15 protein-coding genes are annotated in these 26,031 nt (G+C 52.3%); 4 read left to right on the top strand and 11 right to left on the bottom strand.

The annotated features are described in order from the left end of the window. Positions 1-31: 31 nt before the first annotated feature. Both ACS5NO_RS03060 and ACS5NO_RS03055 read right to left on the bottom strand, forming a co-directional pair. Complete coding sequence (locus tag ACS5NO_RS03060; protein WP_439413778.1) at positions 32-2,668, bottom strand: FtsX-like permease family protein; 2,637 nt, start codon at positions 2,666-2,668, stop codon at positions 32-34. A 129-nt stretch (positions 2,669-2,797) separates the two neighbouring features. Beyond that, on the bottom strand, positions 2,798-3,136 hold the full coding sequence (locus ACS5NO_RS03055; protein ID WP_138993641.1) for a PadR family transcriptional regulator: 339 nt from the start codon (positions 3,134-3,136) through the stop codon (positions 2,798-2,800). A 215-nt stretch (positions 3,137-3,351) separates the two neighbouring features. On the opposite strand from ACS5NO_RS03055, the gene ACS5NO_RS03050 reads away from it, so the two are divergent. Next, positions 3,352-4,587 (top strand): alpha/beta hydrolase family protein, encoded by a 1,236-nt coding sequence (locus ACS5NO_RS03050; protein ID WP_439413777.1) that lies wholly within the window; start codon positions 3,352-3,354, stop codon positions 4,585-4,587. 199 nt (positions 4,588-4,786) lie between these two features. Here ACS5NO_RS03050 and treF read toward each other — a convergent pair whose 3' ends face one another. After that, the gene (treF, locus tag ACS5NO_RS03045) at positions 4,787-6,361 is read right to left on the bottom strand and encodes an alpha,alpha-trehalase TreF (protein WP_439413776.1); all 1,575 of its coding nucleotides are present in this window, start codon (positions 6,359-6,361) and stop codon (positions 4,787-4,789) included. Positions 6,362-6,479: 118 nt separating this feature from the next. Here treF and ACS5NO_RS03040 point away from each other — a divergent pair, with 118 nt between their 5' ends. After that, positions 6,480-6,965 carry a hypothetical protein gene (locus ACS5NO_RS03040; protein WP_439413775.1) on the top strand — a complete coding sequence of 162 codons (486 nt, stop codon included), beginning with the start codon at positions 6,480-6,482 and terminating at the stop codon, positions 6,963-6,965. A 97-nt stretch (positions 6,966-7,062) separates the two neighbouring features. Here the strand turns inward: ACS5NO_RS03040 and ACS5NO_RS03035 are convergent, their stop codons facing one another. The 4 genes from ACS5NO_RS03035 to ACS5NO_RS03020 all read right to left on the bottom strand — a co-directional run bounded on the left by ACS5NO_RS03035 (position 7,063) and on the right by ACS5NO_RS03020 (position 16,074). After that, the gene (locus tag ACS5NO_RS03035) at positions 7,063-8,196 is read right to left on the bottom strand and encodes a mannonate dehydratase (protein WP_439413774.1); all 1,134 of its coding nucleotides are present in this window, start codon (positions 8,194-8,196) and stop codon (positions 7,063-7,065) included. Between the two features lie 82 nt (positions 8,197-8,278). Beyond that, positions 8,279-10,642, bottom strand: coding sequence for an ABC transporter permease (locus ACS5NO_RS03030; protein ID WP_439413773.1), 2,364 nt, complete (start codon positions 10,640-10,642; stop codon positions 8,279-8,281). Between the two features lie 557 nt (positions 10,643-11,199). Next, entirely contained in the window at positions 11,200-13,608 is a 2,409-nt protein-coding gene (locus ACS5NO_RS03025) for an ABC transporter permease (RefSeq protein ID WP_439413772.1), read from the bottom strand. A gap of 84 nt (positions 13,609-13,692) precedes the next feature. Further along, positions 13,693-16,074, bottom strand: a complete 2,382-nt coding sequence (locus ACS5NO_RS03020) for an ABC transporter permease (protein WP_439413771.1) — start codon at positions 16,072-16,074, stop codon at positions 13,693-13,695. Positions 16,075-16,128: 54 nt separating this feature from the next. Between ACS5NO_RS03020 and ACS5NO_RS03015 the strand changes: the two genes are divergently transcribed. Further along, entirely contained in the window at positions 16,129-16,578 is a 450-nt protein-coding gene (locus tag ACS5NO_RS03015; RefSeq protein ID WP_114409862.1) for a hypothetical protein, read from the top strand. Between the two features lie 34 nt (positions 16,579-16,612). Further along, positions 16,613-17,056, top strand: coding sequence for a Uma2 family endonuclease (locus ACS5NO_RS03010; protein ID WP_114409861.1), 444 nt, complete (start codon positions 16,613-16,615; stop codon positions 17,054-17,056). A gap of 91 nt (positions 17,057-17,147) precedes the next feature. Here ACS5NO_RS03010 and ACS5NO_RS03005 read toward each other — a convergent pair whose 3' ends face one another. From ACS5NO_RS03005 to ACS5NO_RS02990, 4 genes are all read right to left on the bottom strand, one after another. After that, positions 17,148-19,565 (bottom strand): ABC transporter permease, encoded by a 2,418-nt coding sequence (locus ACS5NO_RS03005; RefSeq protein ID WP_439413770.1) that lies wholly within the window; start codon positions 19,563-19,565, stop codon positions 17,148-17,150. Between the two features lie 90 nt (positions 19,566-19,655). Beyond that, entirely contained in the window at positions 19,656-22,004 is a 2,349-nt protein-coding gene (locus ACS5NO_RS03000) for an ABC transporter permease (protein ID WP_439413769.1), read from the bottom strand. 151 nt (positions 22,005-22,155) lie between these two features. Next, positions 22,156-23,178, bottom strand: a complete 1,023-nt coding sequence (locus ACS5NO_RS02995; protein ID WP_439413768.1) for a PA14 domain-containing protein — start codon at positions 23,176-23,178, stop codon at positions 22,156-22,158. Between the two features lie 450 nt (positions 23,179-23,628). Continuing rightward, entirely contained in the window at positions 23,629-26,007 is a 2,379-nt protein-coding gene (locus ACS5NO_RS02990) for an ABC transporter permease (RefSeq protein ID WP_439413767.1), read from the bottom strand. Positions 26,008-26,031: the final 24 nt, after the last annotated feature.

Genomic DNA, 26,031 nt, shown 5'->3' with positions numbered 1-26,031 from the left:
TTGAAATTTACTATTTATCATTCCCCTTCTTTCATTCACTTTTCAGGCTTTTCACCGGATTCATCAAAGCCGCTTTGACGCTCTGAAAACTGACCGTCAGGGCCGCCACGAGAACGGTGGCCAGCAGGGCTATTCCAAAAATACCGGGACCGATGTCGATCTTATAGGCAAAATCCTGCAACCAGTGCGTCATCACCCACCACGCCACGGGCGTCGCGACCACGAAGGCCACGGCAATCAGCCGGGCGAACTCCTTGCCAAACAGCCATAGGATGTTACTGATGCTGGCTCCCAGCACCTTGCGGACGCCGATTTCCTTCGTTTTTTGATTCGCCATAAACAACACCAGTCCATATAGCCCCAGACAACCGATCACCACGGCGATTCCGGCGAAGAAATTGATCAGCTTGGCCATCGTCTGTTCCTGAACGTAGTATTCCTGCAATTGCTCATCGACGAACTGTGCGGTGAAATAACTGTCGGGATAGATCTGGTTATACTCTTTTTCCAGTTGGTGGATAACCCGTTCAAAATTGCCGTTGTGTAATTGCAGACTGGCATAATAGTATTTGGTCGCCCGGGTGGTCATGAAGAGCGGAAAAATCCCACTTTTCAGATCGCGCTCATTGAAATCTTTTACAACACCCACGATTTCCAGTTTTCGGGACGTATGCAGTATTTTTCCCAGCACCTGGGCCGGGTTACGAATGCCCAACTGCTTGACGAAGGTTTCATTGACCAGCGCTTCGCGGGACGTATCCGCAGGCTGAAGATTTCGCCCGGCCACCAGTTTCAACCCATACACATCGACGTAAGCGGCATCGATAAACTTTTGCTGGGGTGTAAATTTTTCCGGTTCGGGGCGGGTGTCGAATTTGATAACCGTCTGGCTGATCCAGCCCGTTTGGGGTGGGCCGCTCATGGAATAACTCAATTTCCCGACCTCGGGAATCGCCATAGCCCGGTGGCGAAAATTCTCCATTTTGCCGACATCCTGCTGGGGTGACGAAGGCAATCGAACCGTAAGAATAGCCTTTTGCCGGAAACCGAGGTCTTTCGTTTGAATGTACTGCAACTGATTGGCTACCACGACCATACCCACAATCAGCATCTGCGAAATGGCAAACTGGGTGACCACCAGACTCCGGCGTATGGAAAAACCGCCCACCTGCCGGGAGGTAATCCGTCCGGCCAGCGCTAAGGCCGGTTTGAAGCCCGTCAGCACCAGAGCGGGATAAAAACCAGACAGGAAAATGACCCCAGTCACGATCAGTACCAACCAGCCAATGACGGATGGATCGTAATAGAAAGTAAACCGAAAGACCCCGTGTAAATATTCCTGAGCCAACTGCTGACCAACCTGAAAAAAGAGGAGTGCTATGGCCGTGGCCGTGAGAGTTAACAAGGCGGTTTCGCCCATGAATTGCCAGAACAATTGGGGCCGCGTGCTGCCCAGCACTTTCCGGACGCCCACTTCCCGGGATCGGTTCAGGGCCTGCGCCGTGGCCAGATTGACAAAATTGATGCAGGCCGTGATAAGCAGAAAAATGCCGATGGCAAACAACGACCAGATCAACCCCGAGCTGACGCCACCGGTTTCGGTCGAAAAGTGTATATCCCGCAGGGGCTGCATCGGAAACCGGGTATCCTTAAGGCCGTGCGGCTTGTATTTTTTCACAAAAGCCAGCATCTGCCGATCCCAGTCGGCTTTCGTAAAGTGGCTGTTCAGGCTCACAAAGCACTGCGTACCACTGTCGACATTGTCAAAATCTACGTTCAGCGGGCGATCATGAAATTCGGGCAAACTGGCCCAGGATGCCATCAGGGAATAGGCAAAATCGGTGTTATCCCGGTAGTCCTTGAACACCCCAACAATTCGGGCATTCAGCGTTGCATTGATCTTAATGATTTTGCCAAGTACCTCCGTCGTCCCAAAGTATTTGGTGGCATTTTCAGCACTGAGAACTACCGTATTGGGTTGAGCCAGCCCGGTTGGTCCGCCAGCCAGCCACTCGTAATCGAAGATTTTAAAATAGGAAGGCTGCACGAAGGCCCCCATTTTGTGAGCGTCTTTAAATTTTCGGTCAGGTTCATTGGCTACGGGAATGGCCACCAACGGGTCCCGGTAAAGCTCGATCATCGCCAGGTTTTCGATATCCGGATGGTCATTCCGAAGGGCTTTTCCCAGTTCGTAAGGAACGCCGGTTACGTTAAAATTGCCTTCAGGCGTAACAAACTCGGTTGTTACCCGGTAAATGGAAGCGTATTTTTGGTGGTGTGTATCGATGGTATGATGGTAGCGAACGAGCGAAAAAATCAGCAGCGCAGCGCCAATGCCCAAAGCCAGGCCCGTGACATTGATCAAGGCGTAGATCTGGTTTTTAATCAAATTCCGCCGGGCGATTTTGAAATAATTGCTAATCATGGTTGGGTTCATCGTATGAGTTGTTGAATACGCAGTTGCTTTTCGTCTGATGGCGAACGGCCATCCAGCCGGGGGTTTCAGAAATCCCAGTATATCCCGCCAATACCGTATTCTGGCCCGTCGTTCGCCGATCCGTTTCACCTGATAATCAAACTCCTCGTGCAAATCCCCCTGCACCTCCTCCAGCCGGTGGGGAGCGCAGAAAAATTTGAGGAGACGGTCGGCGAAGCGGGGCGGTTTCATATAAATTTTTAATATCGAATACTGAATGTTGAATAACGAATTATGAAGTGGCTTCGCCAGCGCCCGGTGTTCATTATTCGTTATTCAACATTCAGTATTCGATATTTTATCATTGTTCATTTTGCTCTTTCAAAGACTCGTCGCCGGTTTAAACGGATTCAGCAAACGCGCCCAGAAGCTGACGCGGACTTCCTGGATTTCCTGCAACGTCCGACGACCATAGGCCGTCACCGTAAACAACCGTTTTCGTCGGCCCCCGCGCTCGGCGGTGGGTTCGCCCATTTCCGACTTTAGCATGCCTTTGTCTTCCAGGCGTTCCAGAGCCGCGTGGACCTGATTCAGCCGCACCGCACGACCGGTCTGCTCGCTGATTTCGTGGGTAATCGCTACGCCATACGCCCCGCCTTCCATGACGGCCACGGTTAGTAATACGATTTCTTCAAACTCGCCCAAGTAGCTGCGTTTCATCGCTGTCAATTAGTTCTATCTTTGCTGATCAAATGCCTTGCCAACTTCAAAAATCGGCCTTAGCAGCGGTTTTAGGCGGATTGAAAGCGGGGAATCTGTACGATTTCGGACAATCTCTGTCCGCTAGTGTACAGGGAGATAGATCGGCACGGACGGGTAAAAACCGGCCCCGGACGCCTTACACTGGTTTCCGATTCCTGAATCCGACTTCACCCATGAAACGCTTCCTTTTTCTGCTGCTCATCAGCACAACCGCCGGGTTTGCCCAAAAGAAAACCGCGCCGGTCATCGATACCCGCGTGATCAAAGTCGACTCGCTGCTGTGGGATTTGAAGGCTTTAAGTAAGGCTCCGGCGGTGGAGTGGCTCAGCCAAATCGGACCTGTTCGTTCGCTTTTGTATAAAAGCGTCGATTATGAAGGCAAACCGACGCAGGTCTTTGCGTATTACTCCAATCCGGATTTGATTCGGGGAAAACCGGTCAGCAAGCGGAAATTTCCGGGCGTCGTGCTGATTCACGGCGGGGGCGGAAAAGCGTTTAAAGAATGGGTGGAAAAATGGGCCGCCGATGGCTACGCAGCCATCGCGATGGATCTGGCGGGGAAGGGGGAGGACGGAAAACGGCTCGCGCAGGCCGGACCCGATCAGGGCGAAGTCGATAAATTCTCGAAACTGGAAAAAGCCGCTTTGCGCGACATGTGGACCTATCAAGCCGTTTCGGGAGCGATTCTGGCGCATTCGGTGCTGTTGAATTTCCCCGAAGTCGATGCCACCAGAACGGCGGTTACCGGCATCAGTTGGGGCGGTTATCTGACCTGCCTCGTCGCCAGTCTCGACAACCGGTTCAAGGCGGCCGCACCGGTGTATGGCTGCGCGTATTACGACGAATCCGATGTTTTCAAAACCTCCATCCGCAAGCTTTCGCCAAGCGGTCAGCGGAAGTGGATGCGGTATTTCGATCCGTCGGTGTATTTGCCGTTTGCCAAACCGCAGTTTCTGTTCGTCAATGGCAACAAAGACCGGTTTTACAACGTCATTCCCTATCATAAAACCTACAGCCTGATTCCTCCAAAGCAGCGGACGATGTGCCTGATCCCGGACATGAAGCACGGCCACGAAGCGGGTTGGGAACCGCACGAAATCCGGTATTTCTTCGAGAGCATCCTCAACGATGGCGTTCCGCTGACGGATGTCGGGCCGGTTTTAGCAACCGACTCGACCCTTCGTCTGTCCTACCAATCACCGATCACGGTCTATACCGCCGAGTTTTATTATTCCAATGACACGACCTCGGTGAACGAAAACCGGATCTGGTCAAAGCAGAAAGCGACCCTCGATCGAAACGCCCGAACCGTGACCAGTCCCATGCCGAAAGAAGGCTTCCAATACGGTTTTTTCTATCTGAAAGACCACCGGAATGTTTCGGTTTCGAGCCCTTTCCTCGTGAAATAAACTTACAAGCTGTTTGAGTTAACCGGGGGGAGCCCTGGAAGGGCGGTCTGTCAATAGTCAACAGCCGATATCAACGAGTGGTAGCTCCGGAGGAGCGGCCTGAAGATGTTTTTAGGCCGCTCCTCCGGAGCTACCACTCGTTGATATCGGCTGTTGACTATTGACAGGACAGGCCTCCGGCCTTAATTCAAACAACTTCTTAGTGTTTCTCATTACCCGGTGTTACGCCATCGCTGGCTTGCAGGGCTAAGTAAATTCCGTTGGTCCAGCCAAAACCGTCCTGGTTGGGGTATTCTCCCCCACCCGCCGGCAAATCGATGTCCACGACGTTGTATTTTTCCATCATTTTGCCGGTATTCCGGAACACCTTGTCATTGAGCGCCATCCAGCGTTTCCGGATTTCAGCGGCTGTCTGCGTAAACCCATACCGCAACAGACCCTGGTGCGTGATCCATTGCAACGGTGCCCAGCCATTCGGAGAATCCCATTGCTGCCCGCTTCGCTGAAGCGTTGAAACCACTCCGCCTTCTTTCAGAAAGCTTTTCCGGATATGCTCGTGAACCTGAGCTGCCTGTTCGTCGGTCGCCAGCCCAAAGAACAACGGAAACAGAGCTGCCAGCGACCAGACCGGCGTTGGCTTGTGCAAAACCACGTTGTAATCCATGAAAAACTGACTTTTTTCGTCCCAGAGATACGTCATGATGGCTTTCCACCGGGTCTCGGCTTTTTGCCTGAAATGCTCATACGGTTCCTGAAAAGAACTCTGCAAGTAGGCGTCCGACAGGGTTATTTCCAGATCATACATCAGGCAGTTCAGATCCACCGGAATGATATCCGTGGTGTGAATAGTGGCCAGATGTTCCGGATCGCCAAACCAGCGGCAACTGAAATCCCAACCGGATTCGCAAGCGGCCCGGATGTGTCGGTACAGCGTTCCAGGTGCAACGCCGTAGGGTGCCGCTTCGCGGGCCAGTTCCACATCTTCCCGGTAAGATTCGGGGCGAGGGGCGGAGAGGTCATCCCAATAGCGGTTTAAAATACTGCCGTCGGGCAACACCACCACGCGCCGGAAAGCGCCTTCGTGATCGTCGAGCCGAAAGTAGCCATCCATCCAGTAATTGTATTCTTTCTGCATGTGGGGCAGGTAGCGAACGAGGACGTCCGGACCGTCGATTTCGGAAAGAAGCCGGACCATCAGGGCAAAAAACGGCGGTTGCGACCGGGTCAGGTAATAGCTTCGGTTGGCATTCGGAATGTGGCCGTAGGTATCGATCAGGTGGGCAAAATTAGCGACCATGTGCCGGATCATTTCGTTTTCGCCCGACACCCGCAACCCCAGCATGGTGAAGTAACTATCCCAGTAATAGAGTCCCCGAAAACGACCGCCGGGAACGATATAGGGCTTCGGAACCGGCAACATGGAACAGAACGATTCTGACTGTCGCTCAAAAAGCGACCACATCTGATTCAGGTGCACGGCTGTCGGCAGCGACTGGTCACTAACGTGATTGGTTTCCAAGGTTTTCGGCAGGTGAAAATAGGCATGAACAAAGTCCTCCAGTCGAAATCCCTCCCGGTGTTTCTCAATTTCATACTGGCTCAGAATTTCTTCCGGTGCCCGCCGGGGGTAGCAGTCGGCAAAGGTGATGGAGTCGGCAAAAACCGGCAGCATCTGCACGTCGTGAAACAAAGGGCCAAATAGTTGATCGGGAGGTAATATGGCCGGTACTACACTGTATATTTGGGGGGGCTGTTGGGGAGTCGTGTCTGCCATAAAATCAAATTGCGTTTAATAATAAACCCCGCGCAATCGGGTTGGTTCACGAATTTCCGGAATAAGTCTCCTATTTTCTCCTATACCTTTATTTGTTAAACCAGTCAGAAAAATCGTTATGTGGACCAATTCCCCACACTCCGGCAAGACCATCCAGGCGGTTTTGCTCCTCTTCTGGGCACTCTATTTCTCCCTCGTGCTGTGCAGCAACAGCACCGACGCCCTCAAAGCCCTCGGCCTGCTGCCGACCGACTGGGTTTTTGCTTCAGGAAACTATGCGATGGTTCGAACGGTTGTCGGGATCTATCACCCGCCGGTCTGGGTGGCGGGGCTCTTCTACACCGGCGTTCTCGTCTGGCAGGCGGTTGGCGCGGTGCTGCTCTGGAGAGCATTCGCGGCCACCGTCAGGCAAACACAACACTACCCGCAGGCGGCCTACCAGGCGCTCACCGTCACGATCGGTTTGTGGGCGGCCTTCATCCTCGCCGATGAGTTCTTTCTGGCCTACGAGATGAGCGGTTTATCCGCCACCCATTTCAGCCTCCTCATCGCCGAAATCGGCACACTTTTAGTTTTTAAAAGGAATGATGGCTTTCGCCCCTAAATCCCCTGAAGGGGACTTGGACACATACTAATCCGGATGCTAAAAGTCCCCTTCAGGGGATTTAGGGGCGAAAGCCCTAGAATAACCCGTCATTCTTTCAAGCTCTCCGCTTACTCACGGCTTCCATCAACCCCCGCGTATAGCCCAGCGCATACAAGGTGCCGATGGTACTGTAACCGGGGTTCTGGTTGCTGTCGCCGTACATGGTCGGAACGTGATCGGGGCGAATCGGGCCTTTGAAACCGACCGCATAATACGCTTTCATGGCCTGGTACATGTCGATAATGCCCTCATCGTGAAAGGTTTCCTCGAAGGCAAACTTGTCGCCCCGCACATTCCGGAAATGCACAAAATGGATTTTCTTCCGTTTCCCGAAGTAGTCGATGAGCGCAGGAATCCCGCTAGCGTCGCCCATGAGCGCAAAATTGCCCTGGCACATCGTAATGCCGTTGCTCGGACTGGGATAGAGTTCCAGCAATCGTTTGAACGAATCGACGGTATTCATGATGCGGGCGATGCCCCGAACGCTGTCTACCTGCGGATCATCGGGGTGCATGGCCAGTTTCATGCCGACTTTCTCCGCTTCCGGCACGACGGCTTTCAGAAAATAGGCCAGATTTTTCCAAAGCGTTTCCTTCGACACTTCGCCGTATTGCGTCAACGGCAGATTCTTGATGGCTTCGTAATCGAAAGCCGTGACCAGCGCTCCTCCCCGACCGGGGCGGTCGTTCTGCGTGCGATACCAGCCAATCACCGGCATCCAGTTGTAGCAAATCGTATCGATCCCGACCTGCGTCAGGTTTTTCATCAGGGTAATAAAATTGGCAATTTCCTCATCCCGACCCGCCAGCCCCAGCTTGGTTTTTTCACCTAGTGCGGGCGGCCCTTCGATGACGCGCAACTGAAGACCCACCTTGTCCCAGGCTTCCTTCACCGCCAAAACCGCCTTGGATTCCCAGGGCTTCACGTCTTTCAGACCGACCATGCCGGGATTGATGCCGCCCACCGCTCCCAGCACCGCCATCTGCTTCGTCAGGGCGATTTTCTGTTCGTTCATCCCGCTGAAATACGCTTCGCAGAGCTGCATTCCGGCATCCTTGAGCACCGCCTTGTCAACCATCGGTTTTGCCCCGACCCGTTGTTCAGATGCCTGAGCCGATGTGATTCCTCCGACTGTCAGGGCGGCCAGGGAGGTGCTTTTTTTGAGAAAGTCGCGACGTGAAGTTTCCATGTAGGCGAAAGAAAACCACGCCTGTTATTTACCTATACACCGAATGATGAATGGGCTGACACAATTCATCGTTCATAACGCATCATTCGGTCTTAAGGCTCTTCACCGGATTCATCAAAGCCGCTTTGATGCTTTGGAAACTGATGGTAAAGAGGGCGATGGCGAGTGAAGCCAGAACGGCGACCACAAACATCCACCACTCGATTTCGATACGGTTGGCGTATTTTTCCAGCCAGCTATTCATCGCCCACCAGGCCACCGGAAGCGCCACCACCGACGACAGCAAAACCAGCAGCAGAAAATCTTTGGAAAGCATCAGCACGATATTGACAATGCTGGCCCCCAGCACTTTCCGAATGCCGATTTCTTTCGTACGCTGCTCCGCCGTGAAAGCCGCCAATCCAAACAGTCCGAGACAAGAGATGAAAATGGCCAGAAACGCAAAGTAGTTCGACAGTTTGCTGATGATGTTTTCGCTCTTGTAGTTATTGCCAAACTCCTGATCCGTGAATTTGTACTCGAACGGATAGCGCGGATTGAACTTCCGGAAAGTCCTTTCCAGATTGGCAAGGGCCTCTTTGGTGCGGCCGCCTTCGGTGCGAACCAGCACAACCCCGTCGAATTCATTCCGCTGCATGTGCAGAATGAGCGGTTCGATGGCCACGTGCAACGAGTTGATGTGGTAATCTTTCACCACGCCCACAATGATGCCCTTTCGACCCCAGAACGTCAGCTCTTGCCCCACCGGATTTTTGTAGCCAATCTTCCGGGCCGACGCTTCGTTGATGAGGTAGTTGGTGGTATCGGTGCCGTAATCCGGTGAGAACTCGCGCCCCTCTTTCAGCCGGACGCCCATCGCCTTGAGGTAGTCGTAATGCACGGCGGTCTGGTTGAACAAAATCCGCTGCGTGGTGTCTTTGCCCCGCCAGCCGACGCCGATGGTCGAACTGCCGACCTCCAGCGGGTCGGCCCACGAAGCCGAAACCGCCTGGATACCCGGCTGGGTCAGCAATTCGCTGCGGAACGTCTGGTAGTTCTTTTTCAGATCACCTTCCAGCGGCATATACACCAGATTGCCCTTGTCGAACCCCAGGTTTTTGGTTTGGATGTACTGAATCTGCCGGTAAATGATGATCATCCCGACAATGAGAATGATCGACAGCGAAAACTGAAACACCACCAGCCCCTTTCGAAAAATGGTCGCACTCGGTTTGAATTTCAGCACGCCTTTCAAGACCACAACCGGTTTCAGCGACGACAGGAACAAGGCCGGGTAACTGCCCGAAACCAAGCCGGTTATGAGCGTCAGGACCAGCAAAACCAGCCAGAAAAACGGATCGGCAAACTGAAACGTCAGGTGTTTTTCCGTCAGCTCATTAAAGATGGGCAGCGTTAGCGCCACCACCAGAACCGCTACGAACAGCGACAGAAACGAGATGAGCAGCGATTCGCCCACAAACTGCCCCATCAAAGAACCCCGCTCGGCGCCCACCACCTTCCGAACGCCCACTTCCTTCGCCCGTTTGACCGAACGCGCCGTGGCCAGGTTCATGAAGTTGATGCAGGCAATGACCAGAATAAAAACCGCTACGATGATAAACAACCGCACGTATTCGATCCGACCGCCGTCAAGCTGTCCGTTTTTGAAATTGGAATGCAGATAAGCCTCGCTGCTTTTTTGCAGAAACAACTCGATGTTGTTGGTTTGCTTGTTGGTCTTTTGCTTGATGTAATCCTTGATCTTGGCCGATACTTTATCCGGATCGGCTTTTGCACTCAGCAACACGAACGCCCGGGGGCCATTGTTACCCCATTCTTTCACCCAGGCGTTGTATTTCACAAACCGTTCCCACGAAATCAGGTAATCGAATTTCAGCGAGCTGTTTTCCGGCACTTCCGCCATCACGCCCGTCACCATCATGTCGTCGGTATTGTCCACCCGGATCACTTTCCCGAGCGCATCCTGATGGGGGAAGTATTTCTGCGCCAGCTTTTCGGAGATCACAATACCGTCCGGACGCGCCAGGGCGGTTCGGGCGTCTCCCTGTATGAGCGGAAACGAGAAAATAGTCAGAAAATCGCCACTGGCAAACCGTCCTTTTTCTTTGCCAAAGGTGTTGCCGACCGTCAGCAGAATGTTTTGTTCCCACGTCATCATGGCGGCTTTCTCGACTTCCGGGAAATCCTTTTTCAGGTTTTCGGCCAGAATACCGGGTGTCGAGGGCGTTGTACTGACGTCCTGACCCGCCCAGGCCTGGTTTTCCATGACCCGATAAATCCGGGCGTCGTTCGCATGAAACCGGTCCATCGCGCGTTCGTCCTGCACCCACAGCAGAATAACCAGACTACAGGCCATTCCGAGCGCCAGACCGAGGATGTTGATCAGCGAGAACGTTTTGTTGCGTTTGAGATTACGCCAGGCGATTTTGAGGTAGTTGCGGAACATAAAGAGGGATGATTAGCGCAGAAAAACAGGAAAGCGATCTAAAGATGAAGTTTACAGCGGTTACGTTGCATAGCGTACCCACAACGGATTGGGTTTCAAGAAATAGCCGTTTGTTACTACAAAATGAGTCATCCCTACGGGATTCTAGACCTATTTTGTTCGTCTCTATCCCCGGTTTCAACCGGGGGCTACATGATGATTCATCCCTACGGGATTGTTAAATTTGATCATTCCACAAAGATGCCCCATTGGGTAACGGTGGATTATAACCACCCAAATCCCGTGGATCAAATGAACGAAATCCCGTAGGAATGACCCATTTTGTAGCAGTGGATTATAACCCACCGAACCCCATGAATCAAATGAACGAAATCCCGTAGGGATGATCCATTTTGTAGCGGTGGATTATAACCCACCGAATCCCATGAATCAAATGAACGAAATCCCGTAGGGATGACCCATTTTGTAGCGGTGGGTTTTAACCCGCCGAATCCCGTGGATCAAATGAGCAAAATCCCGTAGGGATGACCAATATACAATCCTGAAAATCAATCACTTTACTCACTCTTCAAACTCTTCACCGGATTGGTCAAAGCCGCTTTCACCGACTGGAACGAAACCGTCAGCAGGGCGATCAAAACCGCCAATGCCCCCGCCAGCACAAAAACCCACCAATCGATGTTGATCCGGTAAGCAAAATCCTGCAACCACTGATGAATCGCATACCAGGCGATGGGTGAAGCAATCAGGATGGCGACGAGCACCAGCTTCAGGAAATCCCGGGAAAGCAGCGCAATGATCCCCGCCACCGAAGCACCCAGCACCTTGCGAATCCCGATCTCCTTGATGCGCCGTTCGGCCGAAAACGATGCCAGCCCGAACAGACCGAGACAGGAAATGATGATGGCCAGCGACGCCAGAATGCCGACGATTTCGCTCACCTGGCCATCGGCCCGGTAGAGTTCGGCAAAATGCTCATCCAGAAACGAGTAATCAAACGGCTGATCGGGTGCGAGTTTGGCCCAGACGGATTTGGCGTAAGCAATGGCTTCCGGAGCATTTTTACCGCTGATCCGGATCGATAGTTCGCTGTAGCCCCAATCCTTCTGGTCGAAAATGCAGAGCGTTTCGATTTTGTGGTGGAGCGAGTTGAAATTGAAATCCTTCGAAATTCCGACAATCCGTCCCAGCGAATCCATTCCGCTGAAGCCGAAATTCCGGCCGATCAGCGATTGCATCGTGGCTTTCGGCTGTTCTTTCAGCAGTTCTTTTGCCAGCGTTTCGTTGATGATATACGCCCGTCCGTTGTCGGTTTTGCTGTCTTTCAAAAAGTTGCGACCGAAAAGAATCGGAATTTTATACAGCGTCAGGTAATCCGGATCGACAATCACCTGCGAGGTCGCCAAGTCACGAACCGGCCCGTCGCCGTGAAACTTGACCCCGGTTTGGTGCAGGTTATTCCCCAGCCGTTGTTGCGAACCCGTCACCGCCGTGATCAGCGAATTGGACAGAAGTTCCTGCTTAATGGCATCGTATTTCGGCTGCGTCGTGGAATTCAGCGGAATCACCATCACCTGATCGCGGGAAAAACCGGGGTCACGCTCCTGCATAAACCGCAGTTGCTTCACCACAAAAGCCGTGGCAATGATCAGAAAAACCGCCCCCGTAAATTGGCCGATCACCAGCATGTTGCGGAAGGACCCTTTGTTTTTACCGATTTCCAGACTGCCTTTCAACACCTTTGTGGGCTGATACGACGACAGAAAAAAGGCGGGATAACTGCCGGAAATGACACCGATTAAAATGGCAAAGGCGATAAATAAAATCAAAACCGATGGGTTACTGAACAGTGCTAAATCCAATTCCCGCTGACTGAGTTCAGTGACAAACGGAAGACAGAGTTTTACGAGCACAACCGCAAAAACCAGAGCGATAGACGACAGCAGAATGGATTCGCCAATGAACTGAGCCGCCAGTTGCGTTCGCTCCGCCCCCACCGACTTCCGAATCCCGACTTCTTTCGCCCGGCCTGACGATTTGGCCGTCGACAGATTCATGAAATTGATGCAGGCAATCAGCAGAACGATCACCGCAATGACCAGAAAGATATAGGTATAATTCTTGTCGAATTTTTGAAAATTGAGGTAATCATGCGTGATCGCCATCGAATTATCGTGGACCTCATGCAGCGGCTGGAGAAACAATTCGTAGTACTTCCAATTCTCGCCATTCATGTGCCGCTTGAGGAAAGCCGGGAATTTTTTCTCCAGGGCCGCAACGTCGGCATTGTTGGCTAGCTCCAGATACGTCACCAGCCAGTTGCCGCCCCAGTTGTTCATGGCGTCGGCTTTAACAAACGAATTAAACGAGAATAAACCGTCGAACTGCAGGTGCGAGTTTTTGGGGGTATTTTCAAGAATTCCGGTCACTTTAAAGCTGATCGTATCTGAATCATACCGCACGAGCGTTTTGCCGATCGGATTTTCATTCCCGAAGAATTTAACCGCGCTTTCTTCCGTCAGCACCACGCTATTGGGACTCTTTAGGATGGTTTTCGCGTCACCCTGAAGCAGTTTATAATCGAAGAGCTGCAAAAAGGACGAATCCGCCCACAGCATTTGGGGCATCACGATCTTCTTATCGCCATAGGTCAGCCGCACCTCCTTATTGGGCCGGACCCGGACGAAACTGCGAATTTCGGGAAATTCTTTGGTCAACGTCGGCCCCATGGGAAACATGGATAACGCTACGTTTTGCGGGTCCACCATGCCCGGAAATTTCTGCACTTCATCGAGCCGGTAGATGTTCTTTTTATGAATCCCGTCGAAACTCGTTTCGTACGTTACGAACAGCATAATCAGAATGCAGGCTGCCATTCCGATGGCCAGTCCAATGATGTTGATGGCTGAAAAAACCTTGTTTTTCCACAAATTCCGCCAAGCGATTTTTAAGTAGTTCTGTAGCATAACCTTTTTAGTTAAGAGTGATGAGTTAAGAGTGATGAGTTAAAAGCGTGCGTCAGCCAACTCATCACTCTTAACTCTCTTTTTTCATTCCGAACGAAGTGACGTAACCGGGTTCGTCAACGCGGCTTTCACCGACTGAACTGAAACCGTCAGCAGGGCAATCAGTCCGGCCAGACCACCGGCCAGCGCAAACACCCACCAGGAGAGGTCGATTTTGTATTGGTATTCCTGCAAAAACCGGCTCATAGCGTACCAGCCAATGGGCGCAGCAATCACAAAAGCCACCAGAACCAGCTTCAGAAAGTCTTTCGACAACAGCGAAACGATGCTCGCGACGGTGGCACCCAGCACCTTCCGAATTCCGATTTCCTTGGTGCGCTGCGTTACGACGAACGAGACCAGACCGAACAAACCCAGACAGCCGATCAGAATGCCGACGGCGGCAAAGAGCGTCAGGAAGTTGGTCAGTTTGCGTTCGTCGTCGTAGAACGCCCGGATGTCCTGATCGAGGAATTTGGCTTCAAAATAGTAGTTCGGAAAAACCGCTTTCCAGTGCTGCTCAATGTGTTGCAACGCCTGAGACTGCTGCTTCGGATCGATCCGAACGCTGGCTTCCTGAAAATTCCAGTCGGCATACAGGAAAACGTGGGGAACAATAGACGACCGCAGGCTTTGCGAATGATAATCTTTGACGACGCCCATCACCGTAAACGGCTGGTTTCCATCCAGGTTAATTCGTTCGCCAATCGCTTTTTCAGGATTTGCATACCCGAAATCCCGGGCGGCTTTTTCGTTGATAATAGCAACCGTATTCGTGTCGGCGCGCGTCCACGACCGACCTGCAAGCAGTGGAATTTTGAAGAAGTGGAAGTAATTCGTATCGACGTATTGCATCCGAAACTCGCCTGCTCCGTTGGGCAGATTCCGGTGATGAATCGTGCGCCACCACCAGTTGCGGTTGCTCGAGGGTGTGGTCAGGGCAAACGCCACATCCTTTATTTCCGGATGTTCCAGCAACTGCTGCCGAAACCGTTCCCGCAAAACCCCGTTGCCCCGCTCCGGCATGGTAACCGTCACAATCGCTTTTTTATCGAAACCCAGATCGGTTTCGTAGAAATACCGGATTTGCTTGCTGCCGATCAACGTGCAGATCACCAGCACCTGAGCGATGACAAACTGCGCAACGACCAGCGACGAGCGCAACGAAAATCCTTTGGGATTGGTGACATAAAACCGCCCCCGCAACACCTTCACCGGTTGAAAACCGGACAACACCAATGCCGGATACAAACCCGCCAGAAGCGTAACGGCAACACCCAAGCCCAGCAGAAATGCAATGGCTCCGGCATCCCAAACGTTCGACTGCGCAACCTGCGTGTTGAGCAACTGGTCGGCGTAGCGAATCAACTGCGTGGCCAGCAAACCGCCCAGACCGATGGCGGCAAAAACCAGGAAAGCGGTTTCCCCGAAAAACTGAATCATCAACTGTTTCCGGCTGCTGCCCAGCACTTTCCGAACGGCAATTTCGCGGCTGCGCTGAACAGCCTGCACCGTGGCCAGGTTGACAAAGTTGATGCAGGCGATGATCACCAGAAACAGACCGATGGCGGCTAGTGTATTGAGCATCCACTGCGGAATGACGTAATTGAACGGGTCGGGGTCGGTTTCCGTATTGCGATGCACCTCCGTAATCGGCAGAAGCTCGAATCCGGTCAGGGCGGAGTATTTCTGGTGTTGGATAGCCAGTTTTTTAAGGGTGGCTTCGATGGCAGAAGGCGAAACACCCGGTTTCAGAACAACGTAGCCGTGGTGCATCGAATCGCCCCCGCCCCAGTATTCTTCATTGGTATACTCGTGCTCGATGCGTTTCAGCGTCTCGCGGGAAGCCAGCACCTGAAACTGAAATTCCGAGTTGACCGGCGCTTTGCGAATGATGCCCGACACCACCAGATCAACCTGGTTGTTGAACCGGATAATTTTGCCCATCGGGTCGCTTTCGTTAAAAAACCGCCGGGCCGTCGGTTCGTCCAGCACCACCTGATACGGCTGGCTGAGCGACTGCTGCGGAGAGCCTTTCACCCACTCCACATCGATCATGTCCAGAAACCGGGGTGGCGCAAAAAAGAGGTGTTTGATGTTAAAAAGCTGTTGACCGACCCGCAATCCGTTGGAACCGTAGCCATAGGCATTGGCCGCGTTTTCGACCCCCGGAATTTGCTCATTGAGCGCCTTGATGACGCCGTGCGGAACGGAGGTACCCTTTTCGCCGTACTTATCGACCGCGATCAGCCGGTATAGCCGGTCGGCTTTCGCGTGGTACGTATCGAAGCTGTATTCAAACCGCACAATCCAGAACAACACGATGGCAACGCCCAGTCCCAAGGTCAGCCCGGTGAGGTTGATAAGGGCGTAATTCCGGTTGCGAATCAGGCTGCGCCAGGTGGTTTTGAGGTAATTGCGAAGCATGTGCTTTTTCGGTATGTTTGTTTAATCAAATCAGTCTATCTTCTCTGAATAGCCATGTATATCCCTCCACCACGCGCCAGCAAGTTTTTTGTCAATGAAGATGAGATGGGCGTCAATGCGCCGGTCATTCACCAACGTATCATTGCAAAATTGACTATAGGCTTGGGAAATTTGTACCACGGCAACCACAGTATTCCGTTAGAACCCTTGCCCGAAATGATGTTGGATTTTACCTACAGCAGTCCAACACCGGATGTTATTTTATTTGATAATGAAGCCGATCAAACCCGCATCATTATTGAAATCTGTCATACTAGTGGTTTAAAACATGACCTTGCCAAAACGATTCGATTAATCGACGAAGATGATTATGGCGTCCTTGAAGGCTTTGTTTACAATTACAAAACCGATCAGTGGTTCCGGTATCGCAAAGGCGATGGCGGACTAACCGAACCCTCCTCCTTCTCCGAAATCCTGCAACTTGACCTGAATAGCTTTTTATGACTTTCCCATCGTGATCCCTTAAAACCGTAATAGTATGTATTTTCCATCCACCAATCCTCTATCCAGCGTTCATGAAGATCAGGGTGTTTGGGCGCCTGTCGATCACCAACGCGTTATTGCCAAGCTGATGATGGGGCTGGGCGTGCTTTTTCACCGCGAAAAAACCATCCATCTGGAACCCCTCCCCGAAACGATGCTCGATGAAGGCAAAGCCAGCCTCGTACCGGATCTTTTACTACGCGACAATGAAACGGCTCAAACGCCAATCATTATCGAAGTATGTCATACCAACGGATTGCAAGGTGATCTGCATAAAGTTTTTCAGTTAATCGATCAGGGTTTTTACGGTATCCGCGAAGGATTCATTTACGATTACCGAACCGGCCAATGGTTCCGCTACCGCAAAGGCGACGGTGGCTTGACCGAAAATTCTTCCTTCTCCGAAATCCTGCAACTCGATTTGAATAGCTTTTTATAGTTAAGAATGGAGAGTTAAGAGTTAAAAGGAATGCGTCAGCCAACCGCGCGGGCAGGCCCGTCTTAACTCTTCATTCTTAACTCATCACTCTTCATTCCGCCCGCAGGCTTTTTACCGGATTCATCAAGGCCGCCCGGATGCTCTGGAAACTGACCGTCACCAACGCAATCGCAGTTGCCATCACACCCGCCAACGCAAACATCCACCACTCAATGTCAATTTTATACGCAAAATCCTGAAGCCACTGGTTTGTGAAATACCAGGCAATGGGTGCGGCAATCAGCAGGGCGATCAGCACCAGTTTCAGGAACTGGAACGAGAACAGCCCAAAAATGTGCGAAGTCGATGCGCCCAACGCTTTCCGAATGCCAACCTCCTTCGTCCTCGACTCCGCCATAAAAGCCACGACCCCGTATAAACCCAGACAGCCGATAAAAATGGCGATACCGGCCAGCAACCGGAACAAGGCATACAGGCGTTCCTCAGCCGCGTAGAAATCGGCGATGGTTTTGTCCAGGTAATCGTATTTAAACAGAAAATCCGGAAAAGTAGCCGCCCAGGCCGCTTCCACTTCCGCCAGCGTTTTGCTTACCTGCGCCGAATTACCCGACACTTTGATACCCAGACTTGAATAGGCATCCCGATGCGTAGTTAGAATGCACGGCTCGGTTTCCTGATGCAGCGAAAACGTGTTGAAGTTCTTAATTACGCCGACGATGGGCAGCCGCCGGCCGTTCAGCAGAACCGTTTTGCCCAAAATCTCGTTGGGACTCTTCATGCCCAGCTTCGTCATAAACCGCTCGTTGACCAGCACTTCCCGCATCGTGTCGGCGGGCAGGTTGATCCGCCCGGCCATCAGTTTCAGCCCATACGTCCGGACATATGACGTGTCGGAAGGGCGCATGACGACGCCGTACTCCTCATCTTTTTCGCGGTTTTCATAGCGAAACCCGGTCCACCAGTTGCCCCGGGCCGAGGGCGATGAAATCCCGAAGCTCATTGAGCTGATGCCCGGCAAACCCGTCAGTTTAGCCCGCAACGATTCCATTTTTCCCGGTTTTTTCTCCGGAATCGGAATCATCACGATGGCGTCTTTCTGAAAACCCAGATCGGCATTCCGGAAATAATCCATCTGGTTGTAAACGATCACGGTACCGATGATGAGCGTTTGCGAAATCGTGAACTGGAGCACAATCAGCGTCCGGCGAAGTGTCAACTGCCCGCTGCCCGAACCCCGAATCTTGCCTTTCAGGGCCAGAACCGGCTGATAACCCGACAAAACCAGGGCCGGATAGAAACCCGCCAAAACCGTGGTAAAGACCGCCAGCAACAGCAGGAAGCCCAGTACCAGCGGATCACTGAAGAGCGTTGTTTGGAGTTTAATGTTGAGTAAATCAGCCACCGATGCCAGCGAGAAATTGGCAATCAGCAAGGCCAGCAGAACGGCCAGACCCGTCAGGAAACCGGTTTCGCCCAGAAACTGCCGCACCAACTGCATCCGCGAACTGCCCAAAACCTTCCGCACACCCACTTCTTTCGATCGCCGGATGGCCTGCGCCGTGGCCAGATTGACGAAGTTGACACAGGCGGTTACCAGCAGAAAAAGCCCGATCAGCGCCATCGCCCAGATCATGGATTTGCTGATCGTTCGGCCGCTGTAGTTACTCATTTCGGTGCTGTAGTGAATTTCCGTCAGCGGTTGCAGTTCAAACCGCTGGTTTTTAGCGTCTTCCGCACTAATATATTTTCGGAGAAAAGGCACCAGTCTCTGTTCCATTTGGGCCTCCGGCGTGTTTTCCGGTAACGTCAGATACAATTGTGCGCCCGTGTAGGAAGAGACCCAGTCGTCCCAGTTGGTGTTGGCCCCGTATTCTTTCAGCGAAGCAAACGAGATGAGCATTTTGAACGGGATGCTGCTCGTGACCGGCGGGTTTTGCACCACGCCCGACACCAGAACGGTCAGCTTATTATCGATTTTCAGCGTGCGCCCCATCGGATCGGTGTCTCCAAAATACTTGCGGGCCAGTTCTTCCGTCAATACCACCGTACCCGGGCGGTTGAGTGCCGTGGCCGGATTCCCGCTGATCCACTGGTAGTCGAACAACCCGAAATATTCCGGCTCGGCAAAAGCAGCCACTCCGCCCGTTTCCTGAAACCGGCGCATCGTTCCTTTGGTCTGCCCGTCTTCAGCGGCAATCACGGGGTTTCGAACGTCATGAATAAACGTCAGTTGGTGTTTCAGATCCGGAAAATCGTTCCGCATGGCAGCCAAAAACGGCAGCGGCATTCCCACATTAAAACCGTCTTGCGGTGCCGTATAGTGAGTCACCAGCCGGTAGGTCCGATCGGCGTTGGCGTGATGCCGGTCGAAACTCCGTTCGTATCGAACCACGATAAACAATAACAGACAGCACGCCAGACTGAGCGTCAGGCCGACGACGTTGATGATGGAATAATTCCAGTTGCGCCGGAAAGCGCGGAGGGCGGTGGTGAAGTAACTTTTTAGCATTGTTGTTTGAATGAAGAGTTATGAGTGAAGAGTTATGAATGAAGAGTGAAGAGTTGGCTGACGCACCCTTAACTCTTCACTCATAACTCTTCATTCCGAACGAAGTGAGGTTACCGGATTCATGCGGGCGGCTTTGATCGACTGGTAGCTCACGGTCAGGAAAGCGATGAAAACCGCCAGCACCCCGGCCACCGCAAACAGCCACCACGACAGGTCGACCCGGTATTGAAACGTGTCCAGCCATTGTGAAATCGCCCACCACGCCAGCGGAGAGGCCAGCAGCAAGGCGACCAGAACCAATTTCAGGAAGTCTTTTGAAACCAGTGAGACAATGCTGGATACCGACGCACCCAACACTTTTCGAACGCCAATTTCTTTCATCCGCTGCTCTGCCGTGAAAGCCGCCAGCGCAAACAGTCCCAGACAGGAAATCAGGATGGCGAGTGTTCCGAAGTAATTGATGAGTGTATTGACCTGCTGTTCACCGCGGTACAGTTTCTCGTAGGCATCGTCCAGAAAATGATACTCAAACGGATAACTCGGATTGAATTCCCGCGTAACCCGTTCCAGTTCGTCGATGGCTTCGGTGGTTTTTCCCTTCTCCGTCCGTACCAGCAGATAGCTCGTATTACCCGGAATCAGGGTTAAAATCAGGGGCGTAATCGGACTGTGCAACGATTGCAGGTGGAAATCTTTCATCAGTCCGATGATCGGGCCTTTGCCCATCCAGAAGCCGACCTGCTGGCCCACCGGATTCTTCATGCCCATCATTTTAGCGGCCGCTTCGTTGATGATGTACGACGCCGAATCGGCCTTGCGGGCACTCGAAAAATCCCGGCCCTCCACGAGCTGAATATTCATGGTCTTGATAAAATCATAGCCCACCGACATGGTCGCTGCATTCGAATTCTGATCCGGTTTCTGACCCGGCCAGGTCAAATCGCCGGAGGTAGACTCAATATTGACGGGTAAGCTCATCGTTACCGAGGCCGAAGCAATCGACGGTGTGCGAATCAGTTCCTGCCGAAAAGCCTCCATCTTGTTGTAGGTATCGCCTTCCAGCGGCACATACAACACATTTTCGCGATCAAGACCCAGATTTTTGGTGCGGATATAGTCCATCTGATGCGCCACGGCCAGCATACCGATGATCAGAAAAATCGATAACGTAAACTGAAAAATGACCAGCGTCCGGCGAAACAAAACCGCTCCGGAACCAAACTTCAGGGTGCCTTTCAGAATGCGGATGGGCTGCAACGACGATAGGAACAAAGCCGGATAACTGCCCGACACAAAACCGGTGATCAATACCAGAATCAGAATGCCCAGCCACAGCGTCGGGTCTGCCAGATTCAGCGTGAGGTGTTTGGAGAAAACGGCATTGAAGGTCGGCAAAACTACGCTCACGATGCTCAGGGCCAGAAAAACCGCCAGCAGGCTCGTCAGTACTGACTCGCTCATGAACTGCCCGATCAGCGAAGACCGCAGCGCGCCGACCACCTTCCGAACGCCCACTTCCTTCGCCCGCATGGCCGAGCGGGCCGTGGCCAGGTTCATGAAATTGACGCAGGCAATGAGCAGAATAAAGAGGGCTACCAATGCAAAAATCCGCACATATTCAATCTTGCCCCCAACGGCCTTTCCGTTCTCATATTTAGCGTATAAATGCACATCCTTCATGGGCTGAAGCGTTGGCACAGGCACTTCCTTCCAGTCGGTATTGCGTCGGTAAATCCCCTTCATTCCGGCTTCCGCTTTGGCCGGATCGGCCTTTGGGTCCAGCCGGACGAAGGTCATAAACGAGCTGTTGCCCCATTTTTTTTTCCAATCCTCCTCCTGCACGTCGTAATTGATGATCCAGTCGAACTGAAAAGTCGAGTTGCCGGGCAAATCTTCAATAACCGCGCCAACGGTATAATACGTTTTATTATCAAATTGCAGGCGTTTTCCGAGCACCTGGGTCGTGCCGAAAAACTTCTCAGCTACCCTCCGCGTAATAATAATCTGATCCAGCTTCGAGTGCGCCACCAGTGGACTCCCGACAACGGCGGGATAATCGAAAAGCAGAAAAAAGTCTTTCGTTGCATAAAACCCTTGTTGCTTCACCGATTTCTCGCCCACTTTCAGGAGTTTTTCTTCCGGAAACTGCACTTTGGCCGCGTAGCGTACTTCCGGCACATCGCGTTTCAAAGCCTCAGCCAGCGGGCCTGGTGTGACGGTATTGGTGTAGATGATACCCTGGTCGGTGCTATTGGTCCGTACGAAGAAGATGCTGTCGAGATGGGGTAAAAACCGGTCGTAGCTCAACTCGTCATTGACCCAAAGACCAATCATTAGGCTGCACGACATGCCAAGGGCCAGGCCAAAAATGTTGATAAAGGAAAAGAGCTTGTTTTTCAGCAGGCTCCGCCAGGCAATTTTAAGGTAGCTCGTTAGCATCGGTTTCAGCAGAATAGGAAGACGTATCTGTGCTTACTCCCAAATGGCATACCAGAATCAATAAAATACTCACAATCAATTTCTTACTAAAAAGTAAATAAAATAAAATGTCCGCAAACGGACGGTTTTCCGGCCATTTGCGGACAAGGGATTATTTCACACTGAACTCGACCCGGCGGTTTTTCGCCCGGCCCTCTTCCGTCGCATTGTCGGCGATGGGGCGGGTTCCGCCGTAACCTTTGGTTGCAATCCGCCCGTCGGCAACGCCGTTCCGAATCAGGTACGTCGTAATGACTTTGGCCCGGTTTTCGGACAATGCCAGATTCAGGCGCGGATCACCCACATTATCCGTGTGGCCGCTAATTTCAATTCGGAGGGTTGGGTTCTTCGTCATCGTGCGCACCAGTTTATCCAGTTCTGCGTACGATTCCGGCAAGAGACGGTATTCGCTTTGCGCAAAGAAAACCTGATTCAACACCAGTTTATCCCCCGTTTTCAATCCTTCAAAACGCTCCGGCGTTTTAACCGGAACCGGAACGCTGGCGGCCGTATCTTTCGGAGTCGTTCGTATAACCGGCGGTTTACGGGCCACTACAGGTTGAACGTTGGGTTTTACCGCCACCGGTTTAGGCACGACCTTCGGCGCAGCGGGTTTTGGCGGCTGAAAGTCGGGCCTGAACAGATAGTTACCGGTAACGGGGCTGGGTGCGGTTTGGTTGGGTGGTATCCAAAACAGGCTGATGCTTCCCCCCAGCGGATCATTGAAAAAATCGACCCGCAAGTCGTAGTACTGACCGGCTTTCAGATAAATATCGCCTTTAAAGGTCTGATTATCATTTAATCGCCACACGTCGATCACCTTCTTACCCCCCACCCAAAGGCGGATTCCATCGTCTACCGTGGCCGTAAATTTATAAACTCCGGTGGTGGGTACATACAATTTCCCGGTCCAGCGTACGGAATAATACGAACGGCCAAGCCCCGGCCCCGGTCGGCGACCCTCCCAGTCGAAATCAATCTGCGGATCCATCCGGGTGAACACTTTTCGTTCGAAGTTCGTACCATCGAAATAGTCTCCCTTTAATCCATTTCCGGTTGTAGTCTTGAATTGACCGTTGGCAGCTTGTCCGATAAACAGTCCAATCAGTATCCAAATCACTCCCCTCGTCACCATAACCAAGCCGTTGTTAAGTTTCGGATTATTAAAGATAATACGACTGGTTTTCACCTGCTTAACTTTGGTACAGACGGCTTATTCAGGTAAGAATGAAGACAATGGGGCCGCCAAGCGGTGATGAGTGGGCTGACAACCGCGATGATCAAATACAGTCCCGCAGGGACGATCCATTTTGTAGCCACCGCATCAGCAGAAAACCAAAAATCCCGTAGGGATGATCCATATTGTAGCCACCGCGTCAGCAGAAAAACCAAAAAATCCCGTAGGGATAACCCATTGTGCAGGTACGAAATGAACCGTCCCTACGGGACTAATTTCACATAAACGTGGACACAGTTCCTACAAAATGGACCATCCCTACGGGAAGGATGGCGCAATCTCCCCCGCAGGAAAACTAAAAATGACTGCTTAACTCTTCATTCTTAACTCATCGCTCTTAACTCTTTTTCATTCCGACCGCAGCGAGATCACCGGATTCATCAAAGCGGCTTTGATGCTTTGGAACGAAACCGTCAGCAGCGCAATCAGAATCGCCAGACCACCCGCCAGCACAAACACCCAGACGCTCAAGCTAATGCGGTAATCAAACTGCGAGAGCCAGTCGTTCAGAAAATAAGCCGCCAGGGGCGACGCCAGCAGACAGGCGACGATCACCAGCCCGACAAACTCGCGGGACAACAACCCCCACAAACTCACCACACTGGCTCCCAGCACCTTGCGAATCCCGACCTCTTTGGTGCGCTGTTCGGCGAGGGAAGCCGCCAGCCCAAACAGCCCGAGACAGGCAATGAAAACGGCCAGAATCGCAAACACGCCCGCCAGTTTTCCGATCAGTTCTTCCTGTTTAAACTTGCGGTTGTAGGCATCGTTGACAAACTGATAATCGAACGGAAAAGCCGGGTTGAATTTCTGGAAAATCGGTTCGATCCGCGCCAGGGCCTCGGTCGTGTTGAGATTCGCAGCCAACCGAAAAATCACGTAACGTTCAAACGGACGGCCGGTGATCAGAATGAGCGGATTGACGGGCGTGTACGGCGATTCGATGATCGAATTTTCGACCACGCCGACGATTCGCAGCTTTGTGCCGGGGTCCCAGACAAAACTCAATTCCTGGTTCAGCGGATTTTTCAGCCGCATGGCCTTCACGGCGGCTTCGTTTAGAATGGCCGATACCGAATCCGTGCCGTTGGCATAAAAATCGCGACCGGTTTTCAGTTTAATCCCCATCGTCTTCAGATAATCCGGCGAAGCGGCAATCAGATTGAGCCGCATGATTTCGTCGGGGGCTTTGCCCGACCAGTCCACCCGCGTGTCACTCGTAATGGTGGTGGCCGGACTCGACGCTTTCGTCACGCTTTCCACCGCGCCGGAACCCAGCAACGCATTCCGAACAGCCTCGTAATTCCGGTCCAGATCACTGGTCAGCGGAACCGTTAGTAACCGATCGGGGTCGTAGCCGACCGGGCGGTTTTTCGCGTATTGAATTTGTTGGTAGACCAGGATAGCACTGATGATGAAGGCAATACAGCCCGTAAACTGAGCCACAACCAGCACTTTTCGCGGCCAGTTCGCGTTTCGCCCAACGCGAACGCTGCCTTTCAACACCCGCACGGCCTTGAACGACGACAGGTAAAAAGCCGGATAACTCCCCGCCAAAACGCCCGTCAGCACGGTAAAGCCCAGCGACAGCAGCCAGAAACCGGGTTTAAGTCCCGGAAACGAGAGCTGTTTTTGGGTGATTTCGTTGAATACCGGCAGAAAAACCAGCGTCAGAGTCAACGCCAGCCCCAGTGACAGACTGGCAATCAGCAACGATTCGCTCAGAAACTGGCCGATGAGCTGCGACCGAAACGAGCCAACGGCCTTCCGCACGCCCACTTCTTTCGCCCGTTTTTCGGACCGGGCAGTGGCCAGGTTCATGAAATTGATGCAGGCAATCAGCAAAACCGCCAGACCAACGATGCCGAAAAGCCACACGTAGCGAATGAACCCGCCGGTATTTTTGCCATTTTCGAACTCGCCGTACAAATGCCATTTTTCAACCGGATGCAGAAACGCTTCAAAAACCGATTCCGGGTTATGCCGCTTGATCAGACCCCGCAATTTGGCGTTCACCTTCGCAGGATCCGTATTCGGATGCAGTTCGATCAGGTATTCGATAACGTTGTTGTTCCAGTTCGTGCGGCTGCTTTCAATCCAGGGTGCATTGGCTTCCAGGTGGCTGAATGGCACCAGAAAATGAAAATCCCAGGCGGTATTGGTCGGCAGTTTTTTCAGGACACCGGTCACTTTCAGGTCAAAAGCGTCGTTGAGCCGAACGGTTTTCCCCATTGGTTCCGTCTGGCCAAACAGGGCATTGGCGGTTTGTTCAGTCAGTACAATGGAATTCGGTTCCTGCAATGCTGTCGCCGGGCTGCCCTGCAACAAGGGAAGATCGAATAGGTGGAAAAACGAATTTCCGACATTCTGGCCTTTGCGAATCAGCTTTTTATCCCCGACTTTCAAACCGTCTTCCGGTCGCAAATTGGAACTGAGCGTTTCGACCACCCGCCTGATTTCCGGAATTTCGGTTCGCAGCACATTACCCAACGGCAGAGCGCCGTTGGGTTGCGTGGTAGTTTCACCATTGGCCGTCCGGTTGAGCATAATCCGGTACAGATTCGCTTCGTTTTTATAAAACCGGTCGAAGGTCAGTTCGTCCCAGACCCAGATGCCAATCAGCATGGCAACCGCCATGCCGACGGCCAAACCCAGGATGTTGATAAAGCTGAACCCTTTGTTCTTACGCAGACTGCGCCAGGCGATTTTGAGGTAATTTTGTAACATAAGTTGTTCGTCCTTAATGGCGAT

The organism is Larkinella fluvii (genome assembly GCF_051857545.1).
Taxonomy (GTDB): domain Bacteria; phylum Bacteroidota; class Bacteroidia; order Cytophagales; family Spirosomataceae; genus Larkinella.
Note: the sequence above shows the minus strand (reverse complement) of the source record. Positions and strands in the feature narration are given on the sequence as shown.

Coding starts and splice junctions, on each gene's coding strand:
- ACS5NO_RS03040 (WP_439413775.1), top strand. CDS start 6,480: ATGTGGACCAATTCCCCACACTCCGGCAAGACCATCCAGGCGGTTTTG.
- ACS5NO_RS03035 (WP_439413774.1), bottom strand. CDS start 8,196: ATGGAAACTTCACGTCGCGACTTTCTCAAAAAAAGCACCTCCCTGGCC.
- ACS5NO_RS03060 (WP_439413778.1), bottom strand. CDS start 2,668: ATGAAACCGCCCCGCTTCGCCGACCGTCTCCTCAAATTTTTCTGCGCT.
- ACS5NO_RS03015 (WP_114409862.1), top strand. CDS start 16,129: ATGTATATCCCTCCACCACGCGCCAGCAAGTTTTTTGTCAATGAAGAT.
- ACS5NO_RS02995 (WP_439413768.1), bottom strand. CDS start 23,178: ATGGTGACGAGGGGAGTGATTTGGATACTGATTGGACTGTTTATCGGA.
- ACS5NO_RS03050 (WP_439413777.1), top strand. CDS start 3,352: ATGAAACGCTTCCTTTTTCTGCTGCTCATCAGCACAACCGCCGGGTTT.
- treF (WP_439413776.1), bottom strand. CDS start 6,361: ATGGCAGACACGACTCCCCAACAGCCCCCCCAAATATACAGTGTAGTA.
- ACS5NO_RS03055 (WP_138993641.1), bottom strand. CDS start 3,136: ATGAAACGCAGCTACTTGGGCGAGTTTGAAGAAATCGTATTACTAACC.
- ACS5NO_RS02990 (WP_439413767.1), bottom strand. CDS start 26,007: ATGTTACAAAATTACCTCAAAATCGCCTGGCGCAGTCTGCGTAAGAAC.
- ACS5NO_RS03025 (WP_439413772.1), bottom strand. CDS start 13,608: ATGCTACAGAACTACTTAAAAATCGCTTGGCGGAATTTGTGGAAAAAC.
- ACS5NO_RS03010 (WP_114409861.1), top strand. CDS start 16,613: ATGTATTTTCCATCCACCAATCCTCTATCCAGCGTTCATGAAGATCAG.
- ACS5NO_RS03005 (WP_439413770.1), bottom strand. CDS start 19,565: ATGCTAAAAAGTTACTTCACCACCGCCCTCCGCGCTTTCCGGCGCAAC.
- ACS5NO_RS03020 (WP_439413771.1), bottom strand. CDS start 16,074: ATGCTTCGCAATTACCTCAAAACCACCTGGCGCAGCCTGATTCGCAAC.
- ACS5NO_RS03000 (WP_439413769.1), bottom strand. CDS start 22,004: ATGCTAACGAGCTACCTTAAAATTGCCTGGCGGAGCCTGCTGAAAAAC.
- ACS5NO_RS03030 (WP_439413773.1), bottom strand. CDS start 10,642: ATGTTCCGCAACTACCTCAAAATCGCCTGGCGTAATCTCAAACGCAAC.